13 protein-coding genes are annotated in these 14271 nt (G+C 64.2%); 8 read left to right on the top strand and 5 right to left on the bottom strand.

The features are described 5' to 3' along the window. The first annotated feature begins 97 nt into the window (after window positions 1–97). Window positions 98–1132, top strand: a complete 1035-nt coding sequence (locus PQU95_RS14700; protein ID WP_272752699.1) for a phospholipase A — start codon at window positions 98–100, stop codon at window positions 1130–1132. 73 nt (window positions 1133–1205) lie between these two features. Here PQU95_RS14700 and PQU95_RS14695 read toward each other — a convergent pair whose 3' ends face one another. From PQU95_RS14695 to fabI, 3 genes are all read right to left on the bottom strand, one after another. Then, complete coding sequence (locus tag PQU95_RS14695) at window positions 1206–2372, bottom strand: acetate/propionate family kinase (protein ID WP_272752698.1); 1167 nt, start codon at window positions 2370–2372, stop codon at window positions 1206–1208. Window positions 2373–2389: 17 nt separating this feature from the next. Next, window positions 2390–3331 carry a phosphate acetyltransferase gene (locus tag PQU95_RS14690; RefSeq protein ID WP_272752697.1) on the bottom strand — a complete coding sequence of 314 codons (942 nt, stop codon included), beginning with the start codon at window positions 3329–3331 and terminating at the stop codon, window positions 2390–2392. A gap of 82 nt (window positions 3332–3413) precedes the next feature. Next, window positions 3414–4190, bottom strand: a complete 777-nt coding sequence (fabI, locus tag PQU95_RS14685) for an enoyl-ACP reductase FabI (protein WP_272752696.1) — start codon at window positions 4188–4190, stop codon at window positions 3414–3416. 248 nt (window positions 4191–4438) lie between these two features. Between fabI and PQU95_RS14680 the strand changes: the two genes are divergently transcribed. The 4 genes from PQU95_RS14680 (at window position 4439) to PQU95_RS14665 (ending at window position 8069) form a co-directional block, all read left to right on the top strand. Then, complete coding sequence (locus tag PQU95_RS14680; protein ID WP_272752695.1) at window positions 4439–4675, top strand: FmdB family zinc ribbon protein; 237 nt, start codon at window positions 4439–4441, stop codon at window positions 4673–4675. A gap of 6 nt (window positions 4676–4681) precedes the next feature. Next, window positions 4682–5335 carry a DUF502 domain-containing protein gene (locus PQU95_RS14675; protein ID WP_272752694.1) on the top strand — a complete coding sequence of 218 codons (654 nt, stop codon included), beginning with the start codon at window positions 4682–4684 and terminating at the stop codon, window positions 5333–5335. Between the two features lie 80 nt (window positions 5336–5415). Continuing rightward, entirely contained in the window at window positions 5416–7209 is a 1794-nt protein-coding gene (aspS, locus tag PQU95_RS14670; RefSeq protein ID WP_272752693.1) for an aspartate--tRNA ligase, read from the top strand. Between the two features lie 245 nt (window positions 7210–7454). Continuing rightward, window positions 7455–8069 carry a peroxiredoxin gene (locus PQU95_RS14665; RefSeq protein WP_026107811.1) on the top strand — a complete coding sequence of 205 codons (615 nt, stop codon included), beginning with the start codon at window positions 7455–7457 and terminating at the stop codon, window positions 8067–8069. A 459-nt stretch (window positions 8070–8528) separates the two neighbouring features. Here the strand turns inward: PQU95_RS14665 and PQU95_RS14660 are convergent, their stop codons facing one another. Both PQU95_RS14660 and PQU95_RS14655 read right to left on the bottom strand, forming a co-directional pair. Further along, entirely contained in the window at window positions 8529–9746 is a 1218-nt protein-coding gene (locus PQU95_RS14660) for an MFS transporter (RefSeq protein ID WP_272752692.1), read from the bottom strand. A gap of 143 nt (window positions 9747–9889) precedes the next feature. Further along, window positions 9890–10495 (bottom strand): arylesterase, encoded by a 606-nt coding sequence (locus tag PQU95_RS14655; RefSeq protein ID WP_272752691.1) that lies wholly within the window; start codon window positions 10493–10495, stop codon window positions 9890–9892. On the opposite strand from PQU95_RS14655, the gene PQU95_RS14650 reads away from it, so the two are divergent. Genes PQU95_RS14650 through PQU95_RS14640 form a run of 3 tightly spaced genes read left to right on the top strand, consistent with a single transcriptional unit; the run spans window position 10494 to window position 14227 of the window. After that, on the top strand, window positions 10494–11189 hold the full coding sequence (locus PQU95_RS14650; protein ID WP_272752690.1) for an ABC transporter ATP-binding protein: 696 nt from the start codon (window positions 10494–10496) through the stop codon (window positions 11187–11189). The genes PQU95_RS14655 and PQU95_RS14650 overlap by 2 nt on opposite strands. Beyond that, the gene (locus tag PQU95_RS14645) at window positions 11186–13663 is read left to right on the top strand and encodes an ABC transporter permease (protein WP_272752689.1); all 2478 of its coding nucleotides are present in this window, start codon (window positions 11186–11188) and stop codon (window positions 13661–13663) included. Before PQU95_RS14650 ends, PQU95_RS14645 begins: the two co-directional genes overlap by 4 nt. A gap of 9 nt (window positions 13664–13672) precedes the next feature. Continuing rightward, complete coding sequence (locus tag PQU95_RS14640) at window positions 13673–14227, top strand: DUF2946 family protein (protein ID WP_272752688.1); 555 nt, start codon at window positions 13673–13675, stop codon at window positions 14225–14227. The last annotated feature ends 44 nt before the right edge of the window (window positions 14228–14271 follow it).

Genomic DNA, 14271 nt, shown 5'->3' with positions numbered 1-14271 from the left:
CGCAAGGGCCCCGCATTCGCGGGGCCTTTTGTGTTTCTGGGCTGGCACTTTGCTACCGCCAGGCGGTCTGCTACTTCTTTAAAGGCGTGCCAATCATATGATGCGAAAACTGCTTCCCCTGTTGCTATCGCCCTTGGCCTGGGCCGATAACAGTGCCTCTCTGCAGCAGTGCGCAGCGCTGAGCGAGCCGGCGCCACGGCTGGCCTGTTACGACGCGCTGGCCGCTGCGGCCAACCCTGTAGTGTCTGCGTCTGCCCCGGTGCCGACACCTGCACCCGTGGCAGCCGTACCTGCCGAAACGGTGCTGCTTGGCCGCCATAGCACGCTGGCCAGCCAGTGGGACCTGGACGAAGACAACAAGCTGGGCACCTTTGTGCTGCGCGCGCACAAGCCGACCTATATGCTGCCAGCCTGGTACCAGGCGTCGCCCAATGCCCGCCCGGGCTCGCCCACGCAGGAGCCGGTGACCTTGTTTGGCCAGAAAATGAACAATGTCGAGGTCAAGTACCAGATATCGTTCAAGAGCAAGATGTGGGAAAACGTGCTGGGCACGCCGGCTGACCTGTGGTTTGGCTACACCCAGCAGTCGCACTGGCAGATGTATAACAAAAAACAGTCGTCGCCGTTTCGCGAAACCGATTACGAGCCGGAGCTGATGCTGACGACCCCCTTGCCCAGGCACTTCAGGCTGGGCGACTGGCAGATGCGTCTGGCCGGCGTGGGGATATTGCACCAGTCCAATGGCCAGACCGACCCGTTATCGCGTAGCTGGAACCGTGTGTATGCCATGGCAGGGGCGGAAAACGGGAATTTGTCGCTGACCGGGCGCTGGTGGTACCGCCTGCCGGAAAACAAGCAGGATGACGATAACCCCGACCTGGTGCGCTATATGGGGCACGGTGATGTGCAGGCGGTGTACCGCTGGAACCGCCACACCGTGGGTGCTACCGCACGCTATAACCCGCAAAGCGGCAAGGGCGCGCTGCAGCTGGACTGGACCTTCCCGGTGGCTGGCCGTTTGCGTGGTTATGTGCAGGCCTTTGACGGCTACGGTGAATCGCTACTGGATTACAACCACCACTCGCGCGGCGTCGGCTTTGGCCTGATGATGACCGACTGGCTCAGTAACTGAATACTCGCCACAAAATGACAGCCCCTGCGGCCAACCTGGCCATCAGGGGCTGTGTCGCATGGCGTACCGCGCGCTAAAGCTCGATATCGCCGCACAGCAGAGCCGCCGCTTCGCGCGCCATTTCGCCTTCTTCATCCGTGGCCATCACGTAGGCGTGCAGGCGGCTGGCCGGGCTGGTAATACGGTAGGACTGCGCCAGGTTGGCCGCCAGGTCGGCTTCAAAGCCCAGCCAGGCCAGCTGTTTCAGAATGCGGCTGCGGATTTCCGGCGAGCGCTCGCCAATGCCGGCAGTAAATACGATAGCGTCCAGCCCTTTCATGGCGGTAGCCAGCGACGCCACCTCGCGCGCGGCGCGGTAGCAGAACAGCTCCACCGCCTCGCGTGCCTCATCGGTTTTGGCCTGCAGCAGCTCGCGCATATCGCTGGACAGGCCGCCGGACACGCCGAATAGGCCGCACTGCTTGTACAGCTCTTGCCGTACCGCGGCGATATCCATGCCTGCGTGCTCCATCCAGTACAGCACCACCTCCGGGTCCAGCGTGCCGGGGCGGGTAGACATCATCAGCCCGTCCAGCGCCGAAAAACCCATGCTGGAGGCTATGCTCTGGCCGGCCTGGATGGCACAGGCGCTGGCGCCGCTACCCAGGTGCAGTACGACTACCTTGCCGTCGCCCAGGCCCAGCTCGGGTAGACGACGTGCAATGGCGGCGTAGGACAGGCCGTGAAAGCCGTAGCGGCGCAGGCCCTGCTCGTGCCAGTGGCGGGCAATGCCGAAACGCGTGGCTACCACCGGCTGGCTGCAGTGGAAGGCGGTGTCGAAACAGGCGATCTGGGTCAGGTGCGGGTCGAGCTTGGCAAAAGCGTGCATCACCGACAGGCTCACCGGCTGGTGCAGCGGGGCCAGCGGGATCAGCGCCGACAGGTCGTCTACCACCTCCGGTGTCATCACCACCGGGCTGCGGTAATGTTGGCCGCCATGCACCACGCGATGGGCTACCGCCAGCGGTGTCAGGTCGTGGTCTGCCAGGGTGTTCAGTACCGCGGCCACATTCTCGTCGCGGTTGCCGCTGCCTAGCGGCTGCTGGTAGCGCTTGCCGCTTTTTTCCAGCTCCAGGCAGGCATGGTCGCGGCCAAAGTGGTCCACCATACCGCGCGCCAGCAGCGCCTTGCCGTCGCTGCTGTAGGCGCGGAATTTCAGCGTGGCCGAGCCCGCGTTAATGGCGATCAGTGCTTTGCCCATGCTTTCCCCTTTTTGTTTTATGGCGTGTTTTTCTGGCCTGCCGCGCGCTTGTGGGCGGCGTACAGGTTGGCCACGGCGGCCGAGGCCAGGCGCCCGGCGGCGTCATCGGCGCGGCTGGTCAGCACGATGGGTACGCGAGCGCCCATCACGATGCCGGCGCTGGCGGCTGCAGCCAGATAGGTCAGCTGCTTGGCCAGCATATTGCCGGACTCCAGGTCTGGTACCAGCAGGATGTCCGGCTCGCCCGCCACATCCGACTCGATACCCTTAGTATCTGCTGCCGCGTGCGAAATGGCATTATCAAATGCCAGCGGGCCGTCCAGCACGGCACCTTTGATCTGGCCGCGGTCGGCCATCTTGCACAGCGCGGCGGCGTCCAGCGTAGAGCGGATCTTGGGGTTAATGGTTTCCACCGCCGACAAAATCGCCACTTTAGGGCGGACAATACCCAAGGCATGGCACAGGTCGATGGCGTTCTGGCAGATGTCGCGCTTGGTGGTGAGGTCTGGCTCGATATTGACGGCCGCGTCGGTAATGAACAGGTAGCGCGGGTAGCTTTCTACCTTCATCACGAAGACATGGCTGATGCGGCGGTCGGTGCGGATGCCTTTGGCGCGGTCCAGCACCGCGCTCATGAATTCGTCGGTGTGCAGGCTGCCTTTCATCAGGCTATCGGCAAAGCCTTCGCGCACCAGCTCTACCGCGCGCTCGGCCGCGGCGTGGCTGTGTTCGGCGTCGATGGTTTCAAAACGGCCCAGGTCGATGTCCATGCTGCTGGCCAGCTTGGCCAGTTTGCCGCGCGGGGCAATCAGGATGGGGGTGGCAATGCCGTGTTCGGCGGCCTCCACGGCGCCCAGCAGGGCTTCCGGGCTGCACGGATGGGCCACGGCCATGGGACGGGGGCCGTTGCTCTGGGCTTGTTCGATGATGTCGGTAAAGGCGTGGTCGTCGCGGGTCATGGCTGGGTTCCTTGGGCTATGGGTCGGTGCCGCCATTGCCAATCCCCGGCGTGACAGGCGGCCTGCCACGCCGGGGCAGGGTTTACGCCATGATGTTGAAGCCGCCGTCCACGTAGGTAACCTCGCCGGTCAGGGCGCGGGCAGCATCGGATACCAGGAAGGCGGCGGTCTGGCCGATGTCCTCGATGCTCACCAGGCGGTTTTGCGGCGCGCGCTCGATGGCGTCGTCGATCAGCTTGTCGAAATGGGCAATGCCGCTGGCAGCACGGGTTTTCAGCGGGCCGGGCGAGATGGTGTGTACGCGGATGCCCTTGCTGCCCAGCTCGTGCGCCATGTAGCGGGTGGTGCTTTCCAGTGCGGCTTTCACCGGCCCCATGATGTTGTAGTTTTCTACCACCTTGTCGGCGCCGTAGTAGCTCATGGTCAGCAGGGCGCCACCGTTCACCATCAGCGGCTCGGCCAGGCGCGCCATCTCGACGAAGGAATAGCACGACACGCGCATGGCTTGCAGGAAGCCATCCTTGCTGCAGTCGGTCACACGACCATGCAGGTCGTCCATCGGGCAGAAGGCGATGGAGTGCACCACGAAGTCCAGGCTGCCCCAGCTGTCGCGGATAGCATCGAATACGGTGTCCAGCTGGCCATCTTCCTGTACGTCCAGCGGCAGGATCAGGCTGGCGCCAAGACCTTCTGCCAGCGGGCGCACAAAGCGTTCTGCTTTTTCGTTCAGGTAGGTAATGGCAATGTCGGCGCCCTGGTCGCGCATGACCTTGGCGCAGCCGTAGGCGATGCTGTGCTCGTTGGCCACGCCAACAATCAGGCCGCGTTTGCCGGCGAGCGGCAGGTGGGATGTAGTCATTACAAACTCCGGTTCGGATAACGATGGAAGGTGGCCTGCCCCATGCTGCAGTGCGTATATTGCGCTGCCATGAATCCGATTTTTGTATTGGCGTATCAGTCGGATATAATCACCCGTTTGTGCGGGTTCAGGCTTGCCGTTGTGTGCATCTGGCCCCATTATCATGAGCCTGTTTATTGCGATGCGGTTTGATGCACTGCAATATTTACCTGATTATGTCATCGTAGTTGCGGTTGGAGTGGTAAAACATGCCGATTTATGAATACCGTTGTGAAGCCTGTGGTGCACAAAAGGAACATCTGCAAAAAATGAGCGATGACCCTATTGCCCAATGCCCGGCCTGTGGCAGCAGCCAGTACAGCAAGCAGCTGTCTGCGGCGGGTTTCCAGCTTAAGGGCAATGGCTGGTATGTCACCGATTTCAAAAATGGCAGCGGCCCGTCCTGTGGTGGCGGCGGCGGTTGCGGCAGCGGCGGTTGCGCCTGAGGCCCTATGAAACATATCAAGATGACCCTGCGCGGCTACCTGGCTGCCGGTTTGCTGATCTGGCTGCCGGTGGCGGTAACGCTATGGGTGCTGAACCTGATCATCGGTACGCTGGATCAGACCATCAACCTGCTGCCACGCATGTGGCGCCCGGAAAGCCTGTTCGGCTTTGATATTCCGGGGCTGGGTGTGGTGCTGGCTTTTGCCATTCTGCTGGGTACCGGTTTTATGGCGGCCAACGTGCTGGGCCAGAAGCTGCTGGACCTGTGGAACCTGATTCTCACCCGTACCCCGGTGGTCAGCACCATCTACAACAGCGTCAAACAAGTGTCAGACACGCTGCTGTCCGACTCTGGCCAGGCGTTTCGCAAGGCGCTGCTGGTCCGCTTCCCGCATCAGGACGCCTGGACGGTAGCGTTCCAGACCGGCACGCCGGCCGGCCAGGTGAAACAACAGCTGGGCGAAGAGGATTTTGTCAGCGTATACGTGCCGACAACGCCGAACCCCACCTCGGGCTACTTCATCATCGTGCACAAGCGCGACACGCGTGAACTCGAGATGAGCGTGGATGAAGCCCTGAAATACGTGATTTCCATGGGCGTGGTTGCCCCGCCTGCGCCCGCCGACGTGCGCAAACAGGAAAGCGACGAACGAAATTGACAGGGTTGGCCGCATGCGGCCAACCCGGCTTCGCTCCCTGTCTGGAAATCCATCAACGAATTCAACACAAAGGCATTGCAATGCGTACCGATTATTGCGGACTTATCGACAAGAAATTTCTCGGCCAGACCGTTACCGTAAAAGGCTGGGCCCATCGTCGCCGTGACCACGGCGGTGTGATCTTCATCGACCTGCGTGACCGTGAAGGTCTGGTGCAGGTGGTGATCGATCCGGACACCCCGGAAGCGTTCAAGACCGCCGATAGCGCGCGTAACGAATTTGTGCTGTCCATTACCGGTATCGTGCGCGAGCGCCCGGCCGGCACCGCCAACAGCAAAATGATCTCCGGCGAGATCGAAATCCTGGCCAAGGACATCGAGATCCTGAACACCGCGGCCACCCCGCCGTTCCAGATCGACGACGAAAACCTGTCCGAGAACGTGCGTCTGACCAACCGTGTCATCGACCTGCGTCGCCCGGCCATGCAGAAAAACCTGCGCCTGCGCTACCGCGTGGCCATGGGTGTGCGTAACCACCTGGACAAGCAGGGCTTCATCGACATCGAAACCCCGATGCTGACCCGCTCCACCCCGGAAGGCGCCCGCGACTACCTGGTACCGTCCCGCGTGCATCCGGGCGAATTCTTCGCGCTGCCGCAATCGCCACAGCTGTTTAAACAGCTGCTGATGGTGGCCGGCTTCGACCGCTACTACCAGATCACCAAGTGCTTCCGTGACGAAGACCTGCGTGCCGACCGCCAGCCGGAATTCACCCAGATCGATATCGAGACTTCGTTCCTGAACGAAGACCAGATCATGGATATCACCGAAAACATGGCGCAGGAAATCTTCCGCGACGTGATGAACGTGGAGCTGGGCAAGTTCCCGCGCATGACTTACGGCGACGCCATGTTCTACTACGGCTCCGACAAGCCGGACCTGCGCGTCAGCCTGAAATTCACCGAACTGACCGACGTGATGAAGTCGGAAGAGTTCAAGGTATTCCGCGGCGCGGCCGACATGGCCAATGGCCGCGTGGTAGCCCTGCGCGTACCGAACGGCGCCACCCTGTCGCGTAAAGAGATCGACGACTACACCCAGTTCGTCGGCATCTACGGCGCCAAGGGCCTGGCCTACATCAAGGTCAACGATGTGACCAAGCTGAACGAAGAAGGCCTGCAATCGCCTATCGTGAAGTTCCTGTCCGCTGCCGGCCTGCAAGCCATCATCGAGCGTACCGGTGCCCAGAACGGCGACATCATCTTCTTTGGCGCTGATAAAGCCAAAGTGGTGAACGAAGCCATCGGCGCGCTGCGTATCAAGATCGGTCACGAGCGTGGCGAGAAAGACGGCTACTTCGTGCGCGAATGGCGCCCGCTGTGGGTGGTAGACTTCCCGATGTTCGAGCACGACGAAGACGCCGACCGCTGGACCGCTTGCCACCACCCGTTCACCAGCCCGAAACCAGGCCACGAAGACCTGATGGACACCGATCCGGGCGCTTGCCTGGCCCGTGCCTACGACATGGTGCTGAATGGTTGGGAAATCGGTGGCGGCTCGGTGCGTATCCACCGCGCCGATGTACAGGAAAAAGTGTTTGCCGCGCTGAAGATCAGCCCGGAAGAGCAGCAGAACAAGTTCGGCTTCCTGCTGGACAACCTGAAGTTCGGTGCGCCGCCGCACGGTGGCCTGGCCTTCGGTCTGGACCGTCTGGTGACCCTGATGGCCGGCGCCGAGTCCATCCGCGACGTCATCGCCTTCCCGAAAACCCAGCGTGCGCAGTGTCTGCTGACTAACGCGCCGAACGCGGTAGACGAGAAGCAGCTGCGCGAACTGAACCTGCGCCTGCGCCAGAAAGCCGAGCCTGCCGCCTAAGGTTGGCCGCACACTGTCTGCGCACCGCAACGGGCCCCTGGATGGGGCCCGTTTTTTATGCGCCACGGGCTTGATAAAGGGTCACGCTGGCGTCATTTAACTGCAGTAGCGTAGCGGTGATTGCCATCTGCTATGGCTGGAATTGGCAATTTCAATTTGAGCCTGGCCAAGGCCTGCTTTATAACCGCCGCAGCAGCCGGGCAAACCGGCCTTATCACGATAAATGTTTTCCCAAGGAGATCTTCATGGCCGTACTCGTAGGCAAACAAGCCCCGTTTTTTGCTGGTGAAAAAACCTTCTCCGCCGTACTGGGCGATGGTCAGATCGTAGACAACTACTCCTTCCAGGAAGCTACCGCCGGCAAATACGCCGTGGTGTTCTTCTACCCGCTGGACTTCACCTTCGTGTGCCCGTCCGAACTGATCGCTTTTGACCACCGTCTGGCCGAATTCAAGGCCCGCAACGTAGAAGTGATCGGCGTGTCCATCGACAGCCAGTTCAGCCACGCCGCATGGCGCAACACTCCGGTAGAAAAAGGCGGTATCGGCCAAGTGGGTTACACCCTGGTTGCCGATATCCAGCACGAACTGTGCAAAGCCTTCGACGTAGAAGCTGACGGCGGCGTGGCCTTCCGTGGCTCCTTCCTGATCGACAAAGCCGGTGTAGTACAACACCAGGTCGTGAACAACCTGCCGCTGGGCCGCAACGTGGACGAAATGATCCGCATGGTTGACGCCCTGCAGTTCACCGAAGAGCACGGCGAAGTGTGCCCGGCTGGCTGGAACAAAGGCAAAAAAGGCATGACCGCCAGCGCCGAAGGCGTAGCGTCCTACCTGGCTGAAAACGCCAAAGACCTGTAATCCCGACCGCCAGCTGTAAGGTTGGCCGCAGGATGCCAAAAGCCCCGCGCAAGCGGTAGTGCCAGTCAGTTAACGCTGACTGGCGTTTTTTTTTGACTAATGGGTTGCTGCGTTCAGGGGTGCTTTTGTGTCCGCGATGCGGACGATGTTTACATGCCGGTTCCGCCCGGCAGACGGGAAAGGGGGCGGATTGCCGCCCCCTTTTCATTCCCCCGCAACCCGGGGCTGCTCGAAACCCCGGTCAAAATGGCACGCCCCAGGCGCCGCCGAACTCGCCCCTCTCTAACGGCTCGGGGCTCAAACAAATCGGCGTCTTAAAACCTGGGGCGCACCATTTTGACCGGCTCGCGCCAACGGGATGGGGCGCTTCACTCACACCCTCCCACTTGATGGCCAAGCCTATTCGTTTAACGAATTGGCATTACGCGCAAGCGGGGCTTTTGTGTTTCCAGGCGTCGGTCAGCGCGCCAGCAGGCGCTGCAGTGGCCGGTGCTGGATCAGCACGGTAAGGATGGCGATGGCGGCGCAGGCCCACCACAGCAAGGCGCCGCCGTACTGGCCGTAAAACCAGGTGCCGGCAGCGGGTGCGTACAGCGTGCGCCCGCCCCAGCCGGCGCTGTAGATGCCCAGGTAGCGGCCGCGCTGGCGGCCTTCCGAGCACTGCATCGCCACGGTGGACCAGGTGGGCGACAGCAATACTTCGCCCAGCGTCAGCACCACCATGGCCAGGATCGGCCACACGATGTGGGTGCCCAAGTTCAGCAGCAGGTAGCTGCCGCCCAGTAGCAGCACCGCTGCGTGCGAACAGCGCACAATGCCCCAGATGTGGATGCGCCGCGCCACCCACACCTGCAGGCCCACCACCATCAGGCCGTTGAGGGTGAACAGATAGCCGATCCATTGCGGGCCCAGCTGGTAGTGCTCGCGCAGATACAAGCCCATGGTGCCGTACATCTGGTCGAATACCGCCACGATCAGCAGCAAGCCCAGCATGAAACGCAAAAAGTCGGCATCGCGCCACGGCGAAGCCTGGCCTTCATCGGCCTGCCGGCTGGTGATGTGCAGCGGGGCCGCACCGCCCAGGCGGCGATAGGCGGCCCACACCCACAGCCCGGCCAGCAGGCTGGCGCAGCCCTGCGCCACAAATACCCAGTGGTAGCCGTAGGCCGCCAGCAGGCCGCCGGTAATGCCGGCCAGCGACGTGCCCAGGTTGAACGACATGCGGTACAGCCCCTGCGCGGTGGGGCGCTGCGCCGGCGAGCACGGCTCCAGCACCAGCCGCATATTGCAGGGGCGGAAGCTGCCGTCGGCCAGGCCGCATATCACCAGCAGCGGCACATAGGCCCACACCGGCAGCGACAGCGCCAGGCTCAGGGTGAGTACGCCGCTGGCCAGCAGCAGCGCAGTGGCCAGATGGCGGCTGTCGAAGCGGTCAGTGAGCACGCCGCCCAGGTAGGAGCCGGCAAACATGCCCAGGCCATAACAGCTCATCAGCAGGCCGATCTGGGTGTAGGGCAGCTGGTAGCGTTCCAGAAAGAACAGCGGCAGGAACAGCTTGGCAATGCCGCCCATGGTGTTGATCAGGGTGGCGGCGATCTGGATGTAGACAGAAGCGGGCAAGCCGCGAAAGGGGGAAAGCAGTTTGCGCCCGAGGTTAGGGGCGATGGCGGCCAACATGACAGTTTCCTTGTGGGAGGGGAGGTGTGCCGGCACGAAAGCCGGGTGGACAGTAGCGCCCACCCCAGCGTAACCACAATGTCATGAAGCTGGCAAAGCTTGGCCGCAAACGCAGCGTTCCGGCCAGAAAACAGTTGCCCGTGTCAGGTCTTGGGCAGTAAAGGCAACAGCGTTGGCAGCACGTTGTCCAGCATTTTCCCCTGGGCGCTGGCCGCCGGGTGGATGCCGTCGGGCTGGAATTTGCCCAGGTCGCGCTCGAAGCCTTTTACCAGCAGCGGTACCAGCGCGGCCTTGCGCGCGGCCGCCACGTCGCGGAACACTGCCTGGAACTTGTTGCCGTACTCCGGGCCATAGTTCGGTGGCAGCGCCATGCCCACCAGCAGCACGCGGGTTTTTTGCGACTGCGCCAGGCGCACCATCTGGTTCAGGTTATCCTGCATAGCCGGTAGCGGCAGGCCGCGCAGGCCGTCGTTGCCGCCCAGCTCCAGCACCAGCACATCCGGTTTGTGTTGCTGCAGCATGGCAGGCAGGCGCGACAGGCCGCCGGCGGTGGTTTCCCCGCTCAGGCTGGCGTTGACTACCTGGTGTTTTGCCCCCAGTTTCTTTTGCAGCAAGCTTACCCAGCCTTGCGCCGGGTTCAGCCCGTAGGCGGCAGAAATACTGTCGCCGAACACCACAATCTTGCCGGCCTGAGCCAGCGGTGCGGCCAACAGGCAGGCCAACAACACACAGCGCTTGATCATCAACATGACATCCTCTTCGGTAAACAGCGCGATTCTGCGCGCCCAGGCCGTTACCCGGCAAGTGAACTACCACGGCCAGCAGCTGGCCATCCTGCACGACGCCAGCTTGGACGTGGCCGCTGGTGAAAGCGTGGCCATTGTCGGTGCCAGCGGCAGCGGCAAATCCACCCTGCTGGCGATTCTGGCAGGCCTGGACGCGGCGAGTTCCGGCGAGGTGTGGCTGGCCGGCCAGCCGCTGTCCGGCCTGGACGAAGACGGCCGCGCGCTGCTGCGCCGCGAACAGGTGGGCTTCGTGTTCCAGAACTTCCAGCTGATGCCGCAGTTTACCGCGCTGGAAAACGTGATGCTGCCGCTGGAGCTGGCCGGCCGCGCCGACGCCCGCCCTGCGGCCGCCGCCATGCTGCAGCGCGTGGGCCTGGGCCACCGGCTGGATCATTACCCGCGCCACCTGTCCGGCGGCGAGCAGCAACGCGTGGCGCTGGCGCGCGCCTTTGTGCTGCGCCCGGCGCTGCTGTTTGCCGACGAGCCCACCGGCAACCTGGACCCGGCCACTGGCCAGCAGATCATCGAGCTGCTGTTCGAGCTGAACGCCGAAGCCGGCACCGCGCTGGTACTGGTGACGCACGACACGACCTTGGCCGCACGCTGCGCTGCCGTCTACCGCCTCACCGCCGGCGTGCTGGCACGGGGTGAGGCATGAGGCGCTTATCGTGGCTGATGGGCTGGCGCCTGCTGCGGCGCGAGCTGAAATCCGGCGAGCTCACCGTGCTGGCGCTGGCCTTGCTGGTGGCGGTAGCGGCGATGAGTAGCGTGGCGTTTTTTGCCGACCGTATCGACAGTGCGCTCACCCAGCAGGCCAGCCAGCTGCTGGCGGCCGACCTGGTGGTGAACAGCCGCGCACCGGCTGACCCCGCCTGGCAGCAGCGCGCGCAGGCGCAGGGGCTGCGCCAAGTGCCTACGGCTACCTTTCCATCGATGGTATTTGCCCGCGAGCAAGCGGTGCTGGCCAACCTGAAAGCGGTGGCCAGCGGCTACCCGCTGCGCGGCGAGGTGCAGATCCGTACCCGTCAGGGCGTGAAGCAGGGCGTGTACAGCCCGGCGCCGGGCGAGCTGTGGGCCGACGCACGCCTGCTGCAAAAGATGGGCCTGCAGCTGGGCGACAGCGTGCGCCTGGGTAGCCGCAGCTTTGTGTTGGCCGCCAAAGTGCTGCGCGAGCCGGACGGCGCGGTAGATGTGTTCAATTTCATCCCCCGCGTGCTGCTGAACCACGCCGACCTGGCCGCCACCGGCCTGGTGCAGGACGGCAGCCGCATCCGCTACCGCCTGCTGCTGGCCGGTGACGCGGCGCAGGTCAAAAGCTACCGCGACTGGCTGGCGCCGCAGCTGAAGCCCGGCACGCGGCTGGAAGACATCGAAGAAGCCCGCCCCGAAGTGCGCAGCGCGCTGGAGCGGGCGCGGCGCTTTCTCGGCCTGACCGCCATCCTGTCGGTGACGCTGTCGGCCGCGGCGGTGGCGCTGGCGGTGCGCCGCTACCTGGCGCGGCACTGGCAGAGCGTGGCGGTGCTGCGTGCGCTGGGGCAGACCGCGCCCGAGGTGGCCACGGTGTGGGGCAGCCTGTTCCTGTGGCTGGGCCTGCTGGCCGGCGTGCTGGGCGCGCTGGCCGGTTACGGTGTGCAGGCGCTGCTGGTGTATCTGGCCAGGCAATGGCTGGGCGACGGCTTGCCGCCGCCGGGCTGGCTGGCGTGGCTCACCGGGCCGCTGTCGGCGCTGATCCTGCTGGCCGGCTTTGCCTTGCCCCCGCTACTGGCGCTGCGCCGCGTGCCGGCCATGGCGGTACTGCGCGCCGACGTGCCGGCCGGCAGCCGTTCGCTGCTGGCGCCGCTACTGGCGCTGGTGGCCTTGCTGGGCCTCACCGCCTGGCAGATTGGCGACGGCCCGCTGGCGCTGTGGCTGCTATCCGGCCTGGGTGGCTTTCTGGCTGCCGTGGGCTTGCTGGCGTGGGGCATTGTGGTGCTGCTGCGCCGCGTGCCGCTATCCGGTGCGGTGGGCTGGCGCCACGGTGCGGCCAACCTGGCGCGCCGGCCGTGGCTGGCGGTGATCCAGATCGCCGCCTTGTCGGTAAGCCTGCTGGCGCTGCTGACGCTGACCGTGGTGCGCGACGACCTGATTGGCGCCTGGCAGCGTTCGCTGCCGCCGGATGCACCCGATAGCTTCCTGATCAACCTGCAGCCGCCGCAGCGCGCCGAGCTGGTGCAGGCTTTTGCCAAGGTTGGCCGCAGCGCGCCCGAAGCGCTGCCGATGACCCGGGCGCGGCTCACCGAGATTAACGGCAAGCCGGTCAAAGCCGCCGATTACACCGACGAGCGCGCGCAGCGGCTAGTGGAGCGCGAGTTCAACCTGTCGTGGCGCGATGCGGCCAACCCGCGCAACCAGATCGTGTCTGGCCAATGGTGGCAGCCGGGCAGCAAAACGCCGCAGTTTTCGCTGGAAGAAGGCCTGGCAGAAACCTTGCGCCTGAAGCAGGGCGACACGCTGACCTTCGACATCGCCGGCACACGCTGGCAAGCGCCGGTAACCAGCCTGCGCAAGGTGGCGTGGGACAGCTTCCAGCCCAACTTTTTCGTGATTGCGCCATCCGGCTGGATGGGCGACCAGGCCGCCAGCTATATCGCCAGTTACCGCGCGCCGGACGCCGGCTTCAATAACCGGCTGGTGGCGGCGCTGCCCAATGTCACGGTGGTGGACATCAGCGCCATCGTGCGCGAGGTACGCGCCGTCATCGACCGCCTGGCGCTGGCCATCGAAGCCATGTTCGCGTTAACGTTGGCCGCAGGGGTACTGGTGCTGTGGGCGGCGATGGCGGCTACCCGCGACGAGCGCCTGTACGACGTGGCGCTGCTGCGCGCGCTGGGTGCCTCGCGCCGCCAGGTACGCAGCGTGCTGCTGGCCGAGCTGGCGTGGCTGGGCGGTGTGGCCGGGCTGATGGCCGGTGGCGGCGCCATGGTGCTGGGCGCGCTGGTGGCCGTGCAGCTGTTCAACCTGCCGCTGGCGCTGAACCTGTGGCTGCTACCGCTGGGCATGCTGGCCGGCGGCAGCGTGGTGGCGCTGGCGGCGTGGCCGCTGCTGCGCCGCGTGACGCACACACCGCCCAGCGAAGTGCTGCGCGCAAACTAGGAAAGCGATATGGATGCACTGGTACTGGCGGCCATGGATAAATGGCCGAATGTGCCGGCCGTATACGGCTGGCTGCGGCTGGATGCCCGCGGGCAATGGTGGCTGCGCGACAGCCTGCTGAAACAAGCGGCGATGGTGGATTTCTTCCGCCGCAACTACGCCCGCGACGGCGAAGGCCGCTACTACGTGCAGAACGGGCCGCAAAAAGTGTATGTGGCGCACGAGGCCGCGCCCTATGTTGCCTGCCGCCACGCCGATGCCTGGGCGCTGATGCCGGACATGGCAGCCGACCGCGCCCGCATGGCGTGGCTGGACGAAGAAGGCCGCCTGTTCGTGGAGCTGGGCGGCGAGCTGGCCATTGTGGACGACCGCGACCTGCTGGCGCTGTGCGAGCTGATCTGCCGCCCCGATGGCCGCCAGCCCGGCGATGCCGACTGGCAAGCCTGGGAGCAGGGCGCGCTGTCGCTACAGCTGATGTTGCCCGAGGGCAGCATACCGTTGCGCCGCAGTGTGTTTGCCGAGCTGGAAGCGGCTTACCATCTGGTTCGGGTGCCACAGCCCTGATGGCTGCATGGTATGATCTGGCGGTTTTGGCAGATGCCAGCTGA

The sequence above is a fragment of the Vogesella aquatica genome (assembly GCF_028548455.1).
In the GTDB taxonomy this organism is placed as follows: Bacteria; Pseudomonadota; Gammaproteobacteria; order Burkholderiales; family Chromobacteriaceae; genus Vogesella; species Vogesella aquatica.
Note: the sequence above shows the minus strand (reverse complement) of the source record. Positions and strands in the feature narration are given on the sequence as shown.

Excerpts from the sequence above, each read along its gene's own strand:
- PQU95_RS14700 (WP_272752699.1), top strand. The coding sequence starts at position 98 with ATGATGCGAAAACTGCTTCCCCTGTTGCTATCGCCCTTGGCCTGGGCC.
- PQU95_RS14695 (WP_272752698.1), bottom strand. The coding sequence starts at position 2,372 with ATGGGCAAAGCACTGATCGCCATTAACGCGGGCTCGGCCACGCTGAAA.
- PQU95_RS14690 (WP_272752697.1), bottom strand. The coding sequence starts at position 3,331 with ATGACCCGCGACGACCACGCCTTTACCGACATCATCGAACAAGCCCAG.
- fabI (WP_272752696.1), bottom strand. The coding sequence starts at position 4,190 with ATGACTACATCCCACCTGCCGCTCGCCGGCAAACGCGGCCTGATTGTT.
- PQU95_RS14680 (WP_272752695.1), top strand. The coding sequence starts at position 4,439 with ATGCCGATTTATGAATACCGTTGTGAAGCCTGTGGTGCACAAAAGGAA.
- PQU95_RS14675 (WP_272752694.1), top strand. The coding sequence starts at position 4,682 with ATGAAACATATCAAGATGACCCTGCGCGGCTACCTGGCTGCCGGTTTG.
- aspS (WP_272752693.1), top strand. The coding sequence starts at position 5,416 with ATGCGTACCGATTATTGCGGACTTATCGACAAGAAATTTCTCGGCCAG.
- PQU95_RS14665 (WP_026107811.1), top strand. The coding sequence starts at position 7,455 with ATGGCCGTACTCGTAGGCAAACAAGCCCCGTTTTTTGCTGGTGAAAAA.
- PQU95_RS14660 (WP_272752692.1), bottom strand. The coding sequence starts at position 9,746 with ATGTTGGCCGCCATCGCCCCTAACCTCGGGCGCAAACTGCTTTCCCCC.
- PQU95_RS14650 (WP_272752690.1), top strand. The coding sequence starts at position 10,494 with ATGACATCCTCTTCGGTAAACAGCGCGATTCTGCGCGCCCAGGCCGTT.
- PQU95_RS14655 (WP_272752691.1), bottom strand. The coding sequence starts at position 10,495 with ATGTTGATGATCAAGCGCTGTGTGTTGTTGGCCTGCCTGTTGGCCGCA.
- PQU95_RS14645 (WP_272752689.1), top strand. The coding sequence starts at position 11,186 with ATGAGGCGCTTATCGTGGCTGATGGGCTGGCGCCTGCTGCGGCGCGAG.
- PQU95_RS14640 (WP_272752688.1), top strand. The coding sequence starts at position 13,673 with ATGGATGCACTGGTACTGGCGGCCATGGATAAATGGCCGAATGTGCCG.